14 protein-coding genes are annotated in these 15509 nt (G+C 60.3%); 7 read left to right on the forward strand and 7 right to left on the reverse strand.

What is annotated here, in order from left to right:
* The first annotated feature begins 461 nt into the window (after nucleotides 1-461).
* Nucleotides 462-872: a hypothetical protein gene (locus AB6804_RS20870; RefSeq protein ID WP_370888066.1), complete on the forward strand. Its 411-nt coding sequence runs from the start codon at nucleotides 462-464 to the stop codon at nucleotides 870-872.
* 22 nt (nucleotides 873-894) lie between these two features.
* Here AB6804_RS20870 and AB6804_RS20875 read toward each other — a convergent pair whose 3' ends face one another.
* Nucleotides 895-1143 carry a hypothetical protein gene (locus AB6804_RS20875; protein ID WP_370888067.1) on the reverse strand — a complete coding sequence of 83 codons (249 nt, stop codon included), beginning with the start codon at nucleotides 1141-1143 and terminating at the stop codon, nucleotides 895-897.
* Between the two features lie 1211 nt (nucleotides 1144-2354).
* Here AB6804_RS20875 and AB6804_RS20880 point away from each other — a divergent pair.
* The 5 genes from AB6804_RS20880 (at nucleotide 2355) to AB6804_RS20900 (ending at nucleotide 8458) form a co-directional block, all read left to right on the forward strand.
* Nucleotides 2355-2606, forward strand: a complete 252-nt coding sequence (locus AB6804_RS20880; RefSeq protein WP_244796055.1) for an acyl carrier protein — start codon at nucleotides 2355-2357, stop codon at nucleotides 2604-2606.
* Nucleotides 2603-3868, forward strand: a complete 1266-nt coding sequence (locus tag AB6804_RS20885) for an acyl-CoA dehydrogenase family protein (protein ID WP_370888068.1) — start codon at nucleotides 2603-2605, stop codon at nucleotides 3866-3868. The genes AB6804_RS20880 and AB6804_RS20885 overlap by 4 nt, the downstream gene beginning before the upstream one ends.
* Nucleotides 3869-3872: 4 nt before the next feature.
* Nucleotides 3873-4931, forward strand: coding sequence for an amino acid--[acyl-carrier-protein] ligase (locus AB6804_RS20890; protein ID WP_370888069.1), 1059 nt, complete (start codon nucleotides 3873-3875; stop codon nucleotides 4929-4931).
* On the forward strand, nucleotides 4928-5920 hold the full coding sequence (locus AB6804_RS20895) for a DUF1839 family protein (protein ID WP_370888070.1): 993 nt from the start codon (nucleotides 4928-4930) through the stop codon (nucleotides 5918-5920). The genes AB6804_RS20890 and AB6804_RS20895 overlap by 4 nt, the downstream gene beginning before the upstream one ends.
* 63 nt (nucleotides 5921-5983) lie before the next feature.
* Nucleotides 5984-8458, forward strand: coding sequence for a glycoside hydrolase family 2 protein (locus AB6804_RS20900; protein ID WP_370888071.1), 2475 nt, complete (start codon nucleotides 5984-5986; stop codon nucleotides 8456-8458).
* A gap of 11 nt (nucleotides 8459-8469) precedes the next feature.
* On the opposite strand, the gene AB6804_RS20905 is transcribed toward AB6804_RS20900, so the two are convergent.
* From AB6804_RS20905 to AB6804_RS20930, 6 genes are all read right to left on the reverse strand, one after another.
* Entirely contained in the window at nucleotides 8470-8862 is a 393-nt protein-coding gene (locus tag AB6804_RS20905) for a tautomerase family protein (RefSeq protein WP_370888072.1), read from the reverse strand.
* 123 nt (nucleotides 8863-8985) lie between these two features.
* Nucleotides 8986-10152 (reverse strand): ABC transporter permease, encoded by a 1167-nt coding sequence (locus AB6804_RS20910; protein ID WP_370888073.1) that lies wholly within the window; start codon nucleotides 10150-10152, stop codon nucleotides 8986-8988.
* Between the two features lie 12 nt (nucleotides 10153-10164).
* Nucleotides 10165-11319, reverse strand: coding sequence for an ABC transporter permease (locus AB6804_RS20915; protein ID WP_370888074.1), 1155 nt, complete (start codon nucleotides 11317-11319; stop codon nucleotides 10165-10167).
* Between the two features lie 3 nt (nucleotides 11320-11322).
* On the reverse strand, nucleotides 11323-12015 hold the full coding sequence (locus AB6804_RS20920; RefSeq protein ID WP_035960209.1) for an ABC transporter ATP-binding protein: 693 nt from the start codon (nucleotides 12013-12015) through the stop codon (nucleotides 11323-11325).
* A 1-nt stretch (nucleotide 12016) separates the two neighbouring features.
* A complete protein-coding gene (locus AB6804_RS20925; protein ID WP_370888075.1) occupies nucleotides 12017-13171 on the reverse strand; it encodes an efflux RND transporter periplasmic adaptor subunit in 1155 nt (384 codons plus the stop codon).
* Between the two features lie 181 nt (nucleotides 13172-13352).
* Complete coding sequence (locus AB6804_RS20930) at nucleotides 13353-14273, reverse strand: LysR substrate-binding domain-containing protein (RefSeq protein WP_370888076.1); 921 nt, start codon at nucleotides 14271-14273, stop codon at nucleotides 13353-13355.
* A gap of 117 nt (nucleotides 14274-14390) precedes the next feature.
* Here AB6804_RS20930 and AB6804_RS20935 point away from each other — a divergent pair, with 117 nt between their 5' ends.
* On the forward strand, nucleotides 14391-15476 hold the full coding sequence (locus tag AB6804_RS20935) for a tartrate dehydrogenase (RefSeq protein ID WP_370888077.1): 1086 nt from the start codon (nucleotides 14391-14393) through the stop codon (nucleotides 15474-15476).
* Nucleotides 15477-15509: the final 33 nt, after the last annotated feature.

Genomic DNA, 15509 nt, shown 5'->3' on the forward strand with positions numbered 1-15509 from the left:
GCGACGAAGCTTGTACGACGACTTATCGGCGGTGCCGGCCATGGAATCGATGTAAGTGACGGCTGCATCCGTCTTGGCTCTAGCGATTGAATGCAAAGAACAATTCGTTGAAACGCAGCGCGGTGCAGCGTACAGTTCACGTACCGCCTGAAGTGACGACAGCGCCTGCGCCCGAAAGCCGGCTGCTGCGTGTTCGTCGTCAGACGCGCCACCCGCACGTACGCATCTGTTCGATTGCTAACTATCGCGTACAGGCGAGTTTTGAAAGCTCGATAATCGAATCGTCCTTTCCTAGGTAGAACGGCCTTCGCTGGTCAAGCACCACGTTTACCCGGACGAGTCGAAGCGGAGCAAGACAGAACACAGCAACGATTTGCAAGCAAGCGGCCACTTTGACTCAGCAGGCGCGAACGCGCCGACTGTGCGGGATCATCTCAACGCTGGCCGCCAGGAGACGAGCAATGATGCGAGAAGTAGTCGGGGCGTTTTGCGGCTCCCGCAAGCTGGATGAAGCACTCGGGGATCTGCAGGCAGAAGGCATCGCCAGCGACCGAATCCGCGTGGCGCGTATGAGCGGCTTTGCCGACTTCCAGATGTCGATTGCGCTGAGCGCCAGTTCGCCGACGCAATGGATCATCGCCGAGCACGTCGGCCAGGCTGACACCTATGACGCGTTGGACATCGCGTCGTCGGGCGACGATATCCTCCCCGACTTCGAACGCGCCGACACGCACGGTCCCGGTGCGGAAGGCTTCGGCGGCATCACGCGAGTCGTCGTGACCATACACGACGAGGCCGAGATGCGTGCCGTATGCGATATCTTTTCGCGCCTGGGCACCGACGACCTCGACGCCGAAAGCGCGGCAGCCTAGCTCGTCACGTTCGACCGAACGCTCACTGCGTGGTCGTTTCGACCGGCTTCGCTTTCTTCTTGTGCCTAAAGTGAAAGCCGCCTTTGTGGGTGCTTCCGGGCGGGGATGCATTGTCTCCCCCGACCGTGGGTCCGGCTGTCGCGGCGCCGTGAGCGTTGCCGCCGCCCGATCCCCCGTTTCCGTTGCCCCCGGCCTGAGCCAGTGCGACGCCCGAGGCGAATGTCGCGCCTGTCACCACGACAGCTAACAACGTCAATCTGCGTTTTTTCATGTCAAGCCTCTTCGGTGAAGTTTGTCTGCACGGTAAGGAACGATTGCATTCTGCGCACCACATTCAGCATGCAACATGCAATCGCCGTGGTGCGGCGATGGGCTAACCGCCACAGTGCCGAAGCATCACAGCACATTTCGTGCGCGTTCCCTTCGCGTCGTCGAAGACGTTTCTTCATGCAACTGCCCGCGCTTCGCCGTGGACCGCATCGAAGAGCGCTTTCCCTGCGGGATCGACGCCGCCCGGTTGGTTGACTGCGCTCTTCACCGGGTCGAAGTCGTCCAGCGTCCTTTGCGCGCGCCAATCGGCGAACGACGCATCGACGACGTCCGCAAGTTGCAGATCCGGGCCGCAAGTTTGACGAGCTTCGCTTCATCACTGACACGCGCCACAACCTCGATGTTGCCGCTTAAGCTCGGTCCTTCGAGAAAGACTTGTCGTGACGCACTTCCATAACGATGCGCGCGGTCTCACCCGCTTTTGCCATGCGACGCGTCGGTGTCTTCGAGAGAGTCATATAGAACGTCCGCAACCAGCGCGGCCTCGCCCGCGACGCCCGCCTCATACGCCGGCGCGACCGGATGATTTATATGCGGCGGCTTCTGACGTCCTGCGCCGTGTGATTGCGGCAAACGAAAGAGCTTGAATAACCTCAGTCGCCGTTCCTTCGTGTGTGGTGAACCGTACAGATTTCCAGCCCCTGCCCGACACCAGTCCAAGCGCCCACGCACGAGGCGCACCACTTAAAAGAGCGCTAGACAACGCGAATAAGAACATCAAAACCACGCGCCATCAAAGCAAATGTTCTTTAATTCTCATCCACTCATTATTTCATTAACCTTGCAATCGCAAATAAAACTTACTGCCTGGGGTAAATACAGCAGGTAAAAACCAACGCGCGAAAATGCGCCTGAACGGCTAACGTAATCTAGCGAGCATCGCCAAGACATCCGTCAAGCCGGACGCCCGGCTCATGGGGGACGACCGTGCGCCATCGCACGGACGGGCACCCCCACGAATTCGTTAAATACGATAAAACTACCTCGACGGTGAGTGCGAGGGCTCCAAGAACCTGAACAATGCTTTGAGCAAATCACCACCATCTGTACGTCCCGGCCTAATTAACCTGAGTGGGCCTTTGAAACGTAGACCCGTTTCAGACCCGATTGGCCAAATGCGCTTTGGCCAAGTACAAGGGAAACCAGACACAAATGAAAACTGAATTGCGCCGCATCCTTTCCGAGTCCGCACGCCTTGACGTGCCCATCGACACTCTCTCCGATAGCGACGATCTTTACGCCGCCGGTCTCTCATCGCTTGCCACGGTTCACGTGATGCTCGCAATCGAAGATGAATTCGGCGTAGAGATTCCCGATCACATGTTGACGCGCCGGCTCTTTTCCAGCGTCGATTCGCTCGCTGCCGCCGTCGAAGAACTGCGTCGTTCGCAGGCGGACGCATGAACGCCGCCGCGCAGGAGCTGGAAGCGTCGCAGCTGGCAAGCGTCGATGAAAGCGCGGCGCCGCGCAGCGAAACCGAAATGCTCGAAGCGGCGCATCGCGTAGCGGCGATCGCAGCCCAGCACGCCGATGCAGTCGACAAGGAAGCGCGCTTTCCTGCGGAAGCAATTGCGGCCATGCGCGAGGAGCGGCTCTTCTCCGCCATGGTGCCAGTCATTCATGGCGGCGATGGTCTTTCGATAACAAGCGTCGCCCGCTTGTGCGAGGCGCTTGCCAAAGGCTGCGCTTCATCTGCCATGATCTATGCGATGCACCAAAGCCAGGTCGTGTGCATCGTCGATCATGGTTTGGCCGTGCCCTGGCAGCGCGACTTCCTTGCACGCATGGTCAGCGAGCAGTTGCTGCTCGCTTCGGCGACGTCGGAAGAAACCATCGGCGGCAACATGCGCACGAGCGCATGCGCCGTCGATCTCATAGACGATGCGTTCACTATCGAGAAGCTCGCGACCACCATTTCGTACGGCAAGTTCGCGGACTGCATTCTCGTCACTGCGCGTCGTCATCCCGATGCACCGGCGTCCGATCAGGTATTGATCGTCGCTCCGCGTGAGACGTTCACGCTCGAACAGCGCGGCACATGGGACACGTTGGGGATGCGTGGCACGTGCAGCGAAGGACATCGGCTCGTCGCGAAGGGCGCTGCAGAACAGATCCTGCCGGTACCGTTCTCGAAGATCGCGGATGAGAGCATGCTGCCCGTTTCGCATACGTTGTGGTCGTCGGTATGGATCGGGATTGCATCGGACGCATTGCATCGCGCGCATCAGTTCTTCCGAAATCAGTCACGCGGTAAGCCGGGAGCGTTGCCGCCATCCGCATCGCGGCTTTCGCAAGCGGTCACCACAGTGCGCATGATGCAGGCGCGTCTGCGTGAATCGCTTGCCGCTGTCGAAGCAGCGCAAAGCGAACGGGCAACGCGTCATGCAAATCGCACGGACGATATCGATGCGCCGCTCACGGCGTCCATCGGCCTTGCGTCGGATCTCAACATGCTCAAGCTCGCGATTTCGCAATCCGCAGTAAGCGTCGTGCAGGAAGCGCTGATGATTTGCGGCATGGCGGGCTACAAGAACGACACACCGTTTAGTGTAGGACGGCATCTGCGCGACCTGCATTCCGCGCCGCTCATGATAAGCAACGACCGCATCGAATTGAATACGGCGAACCTGCTGCTTGCGCAGCGCGCCGCAACCGGGGACCTATAACGATATGAACATGCCGACCGAACAAGCCGCAATCATGGCTGAGGCACAATCACAAGCGACGCAGGCAGGTTACGACAAATCCGATCTCACCTTGCGAGACCGCCTGATCGAAGCAGGCATTCTCATCGATACGGGCGAAGACGGACTCTATGGCCGCAGCGCGATATTCGAAGATATCGTCGAGCGCCTGAATCAAGCAATCACTCTCCTCGGCGCGGACCAGCACGCCGAAGTGCTGCGCTTTCCGCCGGCCATGCGTCGCCGCGACTTCGAAGACAGTGAGTATCTGAAGAGCTTCCCGAATCTGGCCGGCACCATCCATTCTTTCGCGGGCAATGACCGCGGACACCATCGCCTGCTCGAAGCACTCGACAAGATCGTGCATATCGGCGAAGAAGAAGAGCGTTCCGACGAATGGATGGATCAGCAAAAGCCGACGCGCCTCGTCCTGACGCCCGCCGCTTGCTACCCGATCTATCCGCTCGTCGCCAAGCGTGGCAACCTCGCGAAGGACGGTGCAACGTTCGATGCGTTCTCCTATTGTTTCCGTCACGAGCCTTCCATCGACCCCGGCCGCATGCAGATGTTCCGCATGCGCGAATATATCCGCGTCGGCAGCCCTGAACAGGTGATGGCGTTCAGACAGAAATGGATCGAGCGCGGATCGCTGCTCGTGCGCCTTCTGCAATTGCCGTTCGAAATCGACCTCGCTAACGATCCGTTCTTCGGCCGTGGCGGCAAGATCGTCGCGGACAGCCAGCGCGCGCAGCAACTCAAGTTCGAATTGCTGGTGCCGGTTGCCACGCCCGACCGCCCGACCGCTTGCCTCTCGTTCAACTATCACATGGAGCACTTTGGCGAGCTGTGGAATATCCGCCAGGCCGACGATAGCGTTGCGCATACCGCATGCGTAGGCTTCGGCATGGAACGCACGACGCTTGCGCTCTTCCGTCATCATGGCCTCGATGTGAAGGCATGGCCTGCTCCGGTGCGCGAACTGCTGTGGGGCAACGCCGAGCCGATCATCGCCGATGGTCTCGCCAACATGGGCGAAGAGGCATGAACGCACGCTCGCCCGCAGAAGCGCTGACCGGCACAGACGATGAAACAAGCCGCCATGCACTGCATCGCGGCGAGCGTGTCTGGCTGGAAACGAATTGCTATGTCGACTTGTGGATCGAGCTCTTGCATCATCTCGGCTGCGATCCGCATGCGGCGCTAGGCTTTACCGTGACGCAGGACTTCGAGGGCGATCAGTTCACGTTTCCGAAGTTCTCGCTCGACGACATCGGCAGGCTCTATGGATTGCAGGCGCAGGAGCTTGCCATTTACGACACCTTCGAAGCGCATGTCCGCGAGCAGACAAAGCGCGGTCATGTGGTCGTCGCCGAGGTCGATGCTTTCTATTTGCCCGACACGCGTGCAACAGCGTATCGTCAGACTCACTCGAAGACGACGATTGCAATCGACACGATCGATGCGCAGGCAAAGCACATCACCTACTTCCATAACGCTGGCTATTTCGCGTTAGTGGGCGAGGATTACGACGGCGTATTTCGCCTGATGCCCAATCTCGCCGGCGACGTGCGTGCGCTCTTTCCGTACGTGGAGTTCGTCAAACGCGCGCGTCCACCGCTCGAAGGCGAGGCGCTCGTGCAACGCTCGGTGGACTTACTCAGATTGCGTCTTGCGGATCGCCCTGCTCTGAATCCCATTTCGCAATGGCGCAGAGAGTTTCCTGAACATTTGCGCACATTGCTTGAACGAGATGTCGCCTATTACCATCTGTACACGTTCAATGTCATGCGTCAGCTCGGATCGAACTTCGAGTTGTTGTCGAAGTATCTGGCCTGGCTCAATGCAAATGGCGTCGATGTGCCCGTGGACATACAGACGAGCGCGCAAACCATGGCAAGCGAAGCCATGGTGATGCAGTTCCGGCTCGCACGTGCGCGCATGCGTTCACGTTCGGATCCTTGCACGGACTGTTTCGACTCGCTCGAAGCGTCTTATGACAAGGTCATCGAGCCGCTCGCTGCGCGCTTTCTCTAAGGGCTTGGCCGCGCGCTGGCGCGGTTTGGACACGCAAAAGAAAACGAATAAAAAGGAAAGTCTATGCAGGCCTCGCCGCTCGCGCCGCGCGCCCTCGACGCTGGCTGGCAATGCGTGAGCACGCCCGCCGGCGCATGTGAAACGCCCGACATGCTCGACGCCTATACGGACTGGCTCGATGCTCCGGTGCCTGGGACGGTGGCTTCCGCGCATCGCGCGGCAGGCTTGAAAGACGACTCACTTGCGCAGGCGTATGCACTGTCGGACCACTGGTATCGCGTCACGCTTCACGCGACTGGCAAGCGACGTCTGCGCTTCAACGGCCTTGCGACGATCGCCGAAGTATGGATCGACGGCCGCAAGCTGCTCGAGTCCGATTCGATGTTTCTGGCACATGACCTTGACATCGAAATGGCGGGCGAAAAGACGCTCCATATCTGCTTTCGATCCATCGCTCCGGCGCTCGCCGCCAAACGTGGACGCGCACGCTGGCGCCCAAAGCTCGCGCAGCCCGCAACATTGCGCAATGTTCGAACGACGCTGCTCGGGCATATGCCGGGATGGTGCCCTGCGATTCAGCCAGCAGGACCGTGGCGTGTGGTCGAAATGGTCGGCGAGTCTCAGGCATCGATGGATCGCGTGGAGATGGCGTCGAGCGTCGATGGCAGCGATGGCCTGCTCGATGTGACCGTGCGTTTCTATCACGCCCAAGCGCCTGAAGATATGCGGCTCGAGTGCGGCAATGCATCGACGGCGCTTCACTGGCGCGATGCGCATACCGTGACCGGTCGAGTCCGCGTAGCGCAGGCGCGCTTATGGTGGCCGCATACGCATGGCGAGCCTGTGCGCTATCCGGTCACGATCACACGCGCATCGCATGAGGATATTTCGCTAGGCGACGTTTCCTTTCGCACGATCGAAGTCGATAGCGGCCCGGATGGCGCCGGCTTTCGACTCGTCGTGAATAGCGTGCCTGTCTTTGCGCGCGGAGCATGCTGGACATCCGCCGATATCGTCGCACTCGACGCGCCGCGCGAGAAGCTGAATACGATTTTCAACGCATGCCGTCGAGCAGGCCTCAATATCATTCGAGTAAGCGGCACGACGCTCTACGAATCCGATACATTCTACGAACTCGCCGACGAACACGGCATCATGGTGTGGCAAGACTTCGCATTCGCCAACTTCGATTACCCGACTGACGATGCGTTTCAGCGGAGCGTGCAACTGGAAGCGCAGCAATTCCTTGCGCGCACGCGACGCTTCGCATCGCTCGCAGTCTTGTGTGGCGGAAGTGAAGTGCACCAGCAGGCGGCGATGCTCGGTCTGCCCTTCGACGCCTATCAACAGCCGCTATTCACCGAGCAATTGCCTTCGATCATCGCGGCGATGCGACCAGACGTTCCTTATGTCGTCAATTCGCCGAGTGCAGCGCCAGGAGACGAACTGTCGATGCCATTCGGAACGCGCGGCGGCATCACGCATTACTACGGCGTTGGGGCCTATCAACGCCCTTTCGACGATGCGCGCCGCGCGCAGGTCCGCTTCGCATCGGAGTGCCTTGCGTTCGCCAACGTTCCGGATGATGTCGCTCTGCGCGCAGCGCCTAACGCATCACGGCCACACGAGCCGCGATGGAAGATCGGCGTGCCGCGCGATCCCGGCGCGGCCTGGGACTTCGACGACGTGCGCGAACATTACCTGCGATCGCTCTATGGCGTCGACGTCGCGCGATTGCGCTACGAAGATCCCGAGCGCTATCTGACGCTATCGCGAGCCGTCGTTGCGGATGTCATGGGCGCAGTGTTTTCCGAGTGGCGACGCAAGGGATCGACATGCGCGGGTGGCATCGTGTGGAATTTGCTCGATCTGCGGCCCGGCGCCGGTTGGGGCGTCATCGACGTATTCGGTGTTCCCAAGAGTGCGTTGCATGGCCTTGCCCGCGTGCTGCAACCCGTGCAGGCGCTCATTACCGACGAAGGTCTCGACGGTCTGGACGTTCATCTCGTCAATGAGACGGCGCACGACATTCGCGCGCGCGTGGAACTGACTTGCCTGCGCGATGGCGCGGTGAAAGTCGCGGGCGGTTCACGCGAAATCATTCTGAAGGCTCACAGCATTCACACAATCAATTCCAGCTCGCTCATTGGCGCGTTTTTCGATACCGCGTATGCATACCGTTTTGGTCCGCGCGCACACGATACAACGCACGTGCGTCTCACTAACGCGAATACCGGCGAGCTGCTGTCCGAGGCTTTTCACCTTCCGGATATGTCCGTCAGCGAACGCCGGGATGTGGGCTTGAGCGTCTCACTCGATAAAGACGATAACGGATGGGCGCTCAACGTCAGTGCAACGCGGTTCGCGCGCTGGGCGCATGTGGTGGACCATCACTATTACGCAGAGCTCGACTGGTTTCATCTAGCCCCTGACAGCACGCGGAGAATTCCACTTATCCCGCGCGACGGTAAAGTCGACCATGCACCGGAAGGCGACGTGTTCGCGATCAACGGCACGCGCGGCGCGTCTTATCGGTAGCGGAGATTCAATCAGGCGTCCGGCTCCACATACGACGCAAGCCCGTGTCCGAACGACCAGTCTTCTCGACGGTTCGGTGCCAGCACGATCAGCACGTCCTCCGGCCGCAAGCCGGGCGACGCCGAAAGACGCGTCGCAAGCGTCTTGTAGAAAGCCTTTTTGGTCGCGAGGTCGCGCCAGTCGCTAGCGGTGATGTGAATGAATACCAGATCGTCGCTCCGCTCGACGCCGAGATAACTCGCGTCGTAGATGAAGTCGTCTGGGTCACGTTGTTCTATGAGCTGGAAGCGGTCCTTGGCCGGAACCTGGAACGCTTGGACCAGCGCCTCATGGACCTGATCAGAAATCGCGCGAATATGGTCTCGCGACTTGCCTTTGATGAGCGAAATACGAACGAGCGGCATGATGAGCCTCCAAGCATCCTAAGAATGCGATGCAAGCATCGCTTGCGAAGACCCACTCTACTGCGGGTTATCGATTCCGAATATTCAATACTTTGGTATCGACATGTCAGCCGAATCGAACGATCAACGCGCCCGCAGTGCATCCACGATGCTCAGGCGCGATGCCCTCAGCGCGGGAAGGAACCCGCCGACGAAGCCCATGACGAGCGAGAACACCACCGTGCGCGCGACAACCGACGGCGTGAGAATGAAGCGAAAGGACAAGTCAGCGAACGTCTGAAAGTTCGTCGTGGAGAACGAGGCGAACTGCATCAACGCGGCGCAGCCCAGACCCGCCATTCCGCCGACAAGTCCGAGCAAGAGCGCTTCGAGCAGGAACGCGAACAGCACATCGATCCGCTTGAAACCGAGCGCACGCAACGTGCCGATCTCTGCGACGCGATTGGCGACCGACGCATACATCGTGATCATTGCGCCGATCATTGCCGCTATCGAGAAAATAACGGACAGCGTGACGCCAAGGATATTGATGAAGGTTGAAAGCGCTTTGGACTGGTCGCCATAAAACACTTGTTCGCGTTTCGCTTCGTCAGCGAGACGCGGGTCCACATCGATATCGCTTTTGAAGCGCTCAAAAGCATCGCTGCGCGTGAGGCGCACGATCATCGACGAGAACGTAGTGCGGCGAAAAGACTGCATGAGTTGATCGGCATCGCCCCAAATCTCGGAGTCGAAGCCGCTACCGCCAGCATCGAAATGACCGACGACGGTCCAGTCGCGCTGCGCAAAGCGCAGGTGCTCCCCAATGCGTGTGCCGCCAAAGCCCTTGGCAATGCTGCTTCCGACGATGATTTCGGAGGAGCCATGCTTGAACATGCGCCCCGCCGTGAGCTTCACTTGTGGACGTAATTCGACGCCCATCGCAGACACGCCGCGAATGACGACATTGGCCGGCGTGTTCGTGCCGAGTTTCGTCAGCGAAATAAGCACCACGGTCTCTTTCGATGCAAGCGGCTCGCCATTGCCATTCAGCGGGACCGACGGATGCATTTCCAGAACATTGGCCTGTGCCCGATCGATCGAGCTTTGAATCTCTGTCTCCGCGCCTTTCCGAATGACGACTACGTTGTCGCGCTCACCCGTTGAAACCAGTGTCTTTTTGAGCCCCGCATCGAGCATCAGCACCGTTGCAAAGACGAACACGACGAGCGCGAGGCCGCTTGCGGTCAGCATCGTCGTGAGGCGGCGCGCCCATAGATTGCGTGCGACGTAGGAAACGGGAATGGCCATCGTCGTGAGTTCCTAGCCGATGGCGCGCAAGCCTTCGACGATACGCACACGGCTTGCCTGAACCGCCGGCACGACCGCCGCCGCAAGCGCAACGGCGCACGCGCAGACCGCCTGCAAGAGCATGGTCTCGTGCGATACCTTGAATATGGGAAACACGCCGCCCGTTGCATGCTGAAAGACGACGGCAGCGGGCGGAGTGAGTAACATCCCTATGCCGCCGCCAATGGCGCAAATCGCAAGCGATTCGCCGAACACGAGCATCGAGAGGAACGCCGGGCCAAAGCCGAGCGCCTTGAGCGTTGCATATTCGACGGTTCGCTCGCGCGCGCTCATCGCCATGGCATTGGCCATCACGGCCATGATGATCAGAATCACCACGTACGACACCACCCGTATCGCCGCGATGATCTGATTCGACATCGCAACGAAGCCCAATTGGAATGCCTGTTCCGTCTCCGTCAAGGTCTCCGCGAGTGAGTTTTTGAAGACGCTGTCGATATTGCGTGAGACGATCGCAGCGTGATCCGGATTGTCGATGCCGACGACATACACGCCGACCTGATCCACATTGCGCTTCGTCGTCTTGCGAATGGTTTCGTTCAGGTATTCCCAGTGGAACACCAACTGCCGCGTAATGGTGGATTCGTCACGCCCTTCCATGATGCCGCGCACGACGAAGTCCCACGTACCCGGATAGATCGTCCCCTTCAGCGGAATGACGTCGCCGACCTTGAAGCCGTATTGCGTTGCAAGTTGTCGTCCGATGAGACAGCCCTTTCGATCACGCTGATAATCCGTACGGGCTTGCGGCGAAATAATGAACTCCGGATAAAGATCGAGGTAATTGTCCGACACCGCGAATTGCGCGAAGAAGTTCTTGGGGTCGCGATAGACGCCTCCAAACCAGTTCGAGCGCGCGACCATCGTAACGCCATCGACGCCGCGTATGCGGTTCTCATAAGCTAGCGGCAAAGGGAACACGAGCGAGATCGCGTTGCGCGTCACGAGCCGCGCATTCGATGCGGCCGCCGCGCCCGCATACCATGCATCGACAACCGTATGCAACAAGCCATAAGCGAGCACGGCGATGGTGAGTCCCAGCACCGTCAATGCGGTGCGCAGCTTGTGACGTGTCGCGTTGCGCAGAATCAGCTTGAGAACGTACATGGCTTAGCGCGCCTTGCCATCGATCAGTTCGCCTTTCTCGAGATGCACGAGGGCCTTTGCGGCATTGGCAGCATGTGCGTCGTGCGTAACCATGATGATGGTCTTGCCGAGGCGTTCGTTCAGGCGCTGCATCATTGTGAGCACTTCGCCAGCGGATGTGCGATCGAGGTCGCCCGTCGGCTCGTCGGCGACGATCAGTTTCGGATCGCTAATCAACGCACGCGCAATCGCCACGCGCTGCTGTTGTCCGCCCGACAGCTCCGATGGATAGTGACTCGTCCGTTCGCTCATGTTGACCATGTCGAGCACCATCGCAACGCGCTCGCGACGCTCGGCGCGCGACAGCCGCGTGAGCATCAACGGAAGCTCGACATTCTCGAACGCGGTCAACACGGGCATCAGGTTATAGAACTGAAAAATAAAACCGACATGCGATGCGCGCCAGTCCGCGAGCGCGGCTTCCGGCAAGCGCGTGATATCGAGGCCGCCAACCAGCAGCTCGCCGCTATCGGGCCGGTCGATGCCCGCAATGAGATTGAGCAGCGTGCTCTTGCCGGAACCCGACGGTCCCATCAACGCAACGAAATCGCCTTCCGCAATGGACAGTGTGATGTCGGTCAGTACCGGCACCGTCTGCACGCCGCGCCGATACGACTTCGCGACGTGGCTGATCTGAACGAGGGGCGCGGTGCTCACGCTATTTCTTCGCCACGGTAATGCTCGCGCCGTTTTCGAGCTTGTCGCCGGGCGCGAGCACGAGCGTGTCTCCTGGCTTCACACCGGACACCGCCAGCAGGTCACCGACGCGCTCGCCCGTCGTCACGGGCACTTCGCGTGCCTTGTCGTGATCGACGATATAAACGACCTGCTTGCCGCCACGTGTGACGACAGCCGTTGGCTGCACCGCCACGACCGCTTTCTTGTCCTCGGGCGGCACGGGCTTCGAGAGAAACGCGATCTTCGCGCTCATGTCAGGCAGCACGCGTTCATCGCGCTCGACGAAACGCACTTTCACGAGCACGGTGGCCTTCGAACGATCGACCGTCGGCACGATGCGCGACACGCGGCCTGCAAAGCGTGTGTCGGGCAACGCATCGAGTTGAACCTCGCATGGCTGATCGACTTTGATACGCGCGATATTCGATTCAGCGACGTCCGCTTCCACTTCGAGCGTCTTCATATCGGCGATGGTGACGACCGCGCCCTTGCTATCCGATGCGGACGAGAACGGAGTGATGTTGTCGCCGACGTTCGCGTGCTTTTCGAGCACGACGCCATCGAAGGGAGCACGAATCACGGTCTGATCGACGGCCACTTGCGCGGCCCGCGCATTGGCCTGCGCGGAAAGAATCGCGGCTTGCTCGCTATTGATCGATGCCCTGGCCTTGTCATAGCGTGCGCGGTCAGCATCGAATTGCGACGCGGACATCGCACCGTGCGGTGCAAGCACCTGCGAGCGCTTGAGATTGGCAGTAGCGTTCTCCAGCTCGGCGCGCTGCAATTCCAGATTGGCCTGCGCAACCTTGACTTGCGCCTGTGCCTGCGCAAGCGACGCCGCCACGTCCGCGCTTTCGAGCCGCGCGATGATCTGGCCTTCCTTGACGACTGTCCCTTCGAGCACGCCCAGCCATTCCACGCGTCCCTGCGCCTTCGATGCCACCGCCGCCTTGCGCTGCGGCACGACGTAGCCGGTTGCATTCAAAAGCGTATAACTCTGCGATGGATACACGGACGTTACAGTGACGGTCTCCACGGTCTGTGGCCCGGCGAGCTTGACGCCAACGCCGATCAACACGGCAATGATGGCCGCAATAACCGCATAACGAATCCAGTTGGGCCTGCGCCGCGGCATGACCGGGGCGGCCGCGGGTCCGCGGTCGATTCTAAGTTTTTCGAGGTCGTGTTCAGCCAATTTATTCGGACTTACGGAGCCGTTTTCGCTGTTTTTGGCAGCTTTCCGGCGATTGTTGCGTTGAGGGTTGCTCAGTATAGCGCCGCGCTTGGCTCCGCTTTCGGCTTCCTTGCGCGAGTCGTCAAACGCTGCGCGCCTGTTTCAGATCGAGCGCGATGAAGTCGACGAACGCCCGAATGCGCGCGGACATCTGATGGCGTTTTGAATACACGGCGTAGATGTCGGCGTTCGGCGTCTCGTGCTCCGGAAGCACGGCGACGAGCCGGCCATCGGCGAGATAGTCTTCGATATCCCATTCGGCGCGCATCAGGATGCCGTGCCCTTCCAGCGCCCACTTCACCGCGATCTCACCGTCATTGGTCGTGAGATTGCCTTTGATGCGCACGGCTTCCGTCTTGCGCGATGCGCCGCGCCCGGTCGTCAGCCGCCACACGCCGTAGGCTTCATCGCCCTGACGAATGCCGATGCAGTTATGGCGCGCGAGATCGTGCGGCGTCCCGGGCATGCCGTGCGCCGCGATATACGCCGGCGACGCACACAGCAGCCGCCGGTTCGCCGCGAGCCGGCGAGCGATCACGCGCGTGTCCGGCGGCTCGCCGAATCGAATGCAAACGTCAAAGCTGTCGTCGGTAAGCGGCGGCGGCGCAACGGATAGCTGAAGCTGCACGGACACCTGCGGATGGCGGGCGACGAAGCGCGAGATGGACGGCGCGACGTGACTACGCCCGAAGCCGAGCGTTGCATTCACGCGCAGCAAACCCTTCGGGCTCTTTCTGGCGCTGCCGAGCAGTTCAGCGAGCTCGTCGATCTGATCGAGGATGCGGCGCGCGTGTTCCAGATACAGCTCGCCTTCCGGCGTCAACATCATTCGCCGCGTCGTCCGGTTGACGAGCGGCACACCCGCGCGTGCCTCCATCTGCGTGAGACGCTTGCTGACGGCCGCCGCCGTCAGGCCAAGTTCGCGCGCCGCGGCGCTCAGGCTGCCCGAAGCGGCGAGGGTCGAAAAGAAGCTCAGATCGGTCGGCTGGACAGTTTCGGCCACGAATCACTTGTGAAATGAAGTTAAAGATGCTTTTAGTCTAGCACCGGTTCCGTCGGCCAGAGTTAGGTAGAGTGGTTTCACGCTGACGTGACATACAAACCATAGAGGAACGGAGACATGAAGACCTATCGCATCGCAACGATTCCCGGCGACGGCATCGGCAAGGAAGTCGTCCCGGCTGGCCAGCAAGTGCTCGAGGCGCTCGCTCGTTGCACGCAAAATTTTGAGTTCCAGTTTGAAAACTTCGACTGGGGCGCGGACTACTACCGTCAGCACGGCGTGATGATGCCCGCAGACGGCCTCGCCGCGCTGCGCGACAAGGATGCAATTCTGTTCGGTTCTGCAGGCGACCCCGACGTGCCCGACCACATCACGCTGTGGGGCCTGCGCCTGAAGATCTGCCAGGGATTCGACCAGTACGCGAACGTGCGCCCCACGCGCATCCTGCCGGGCATCGACGCGCCGCTGAAGCGCTGCACGCCCGACGACCTGAACTGGGTGATCGTCCGCGAAAACTCGGAAGGCGAATATTCAGGCATCGGCGGCCGCGTGCATCAGGGTCATCCGATCGAAGCCGCGACGGACGTGTCGATTCTCACGCGCGCCGGCGTCGAACGCATTATGCGTTTTGCATTCAAACTTGCGCAGTCGCGTCCGCGCAAGCTGCTGACGGTGATCACGAAGAGCAATGCGCAGCGTCACGCGATGGTCATGTGGGACGAAGTCGCGCTCGCGATCTCGAAGGAGTTTCCGGACGTGAAGTGGGACAAGGAACTCGTCGATGCCGCCACCGCGCGCATGGTCAACCGTCCTGCGACCCTCGACACCATCGTCGCCACCAATCTCCACGCGGACATCCTGAGCGATCTGGCCGCTGCGCTCGCCGGCAGCCTCGGCATCGCGCCGACGGGCAACATCGATCCGGAGCGCCGCTATCCCTCCATGTTCGAGCCTATCCACGGCTCCGCATTCGACATCATGGGCAAGGGCCTCGCTAATCCGATCGGCACGTTCTGGTCGGTCGTGATGCTGCTCGAGCATCTCGGTGAATTCGAGGCCGCCAAGCGCGTGATGGCCGCCGTCGAGGCCGTGACCGCCGATGAATCGCTGCACACCGGCGACCTCGGCGGCAAGGCGACCACCGCACAGGTGACGGCCGCCGTCTGCGCATTGGTGGAACGCACGGAAGCCGTTGTCGCCTGATTGATTCGTCGTCCGTAGGAATTCTATTTCGGT

It is taken from the genome of Caballeronia sp. RCC_10, assembly GCF_041360715.1.
Lineage (GTDB): Bacteria > Pseudomonadota > Gammaproteobacteria > Burkholderiales > Burkholderiaceae > Caballeronia > Caballeronia grimmiae.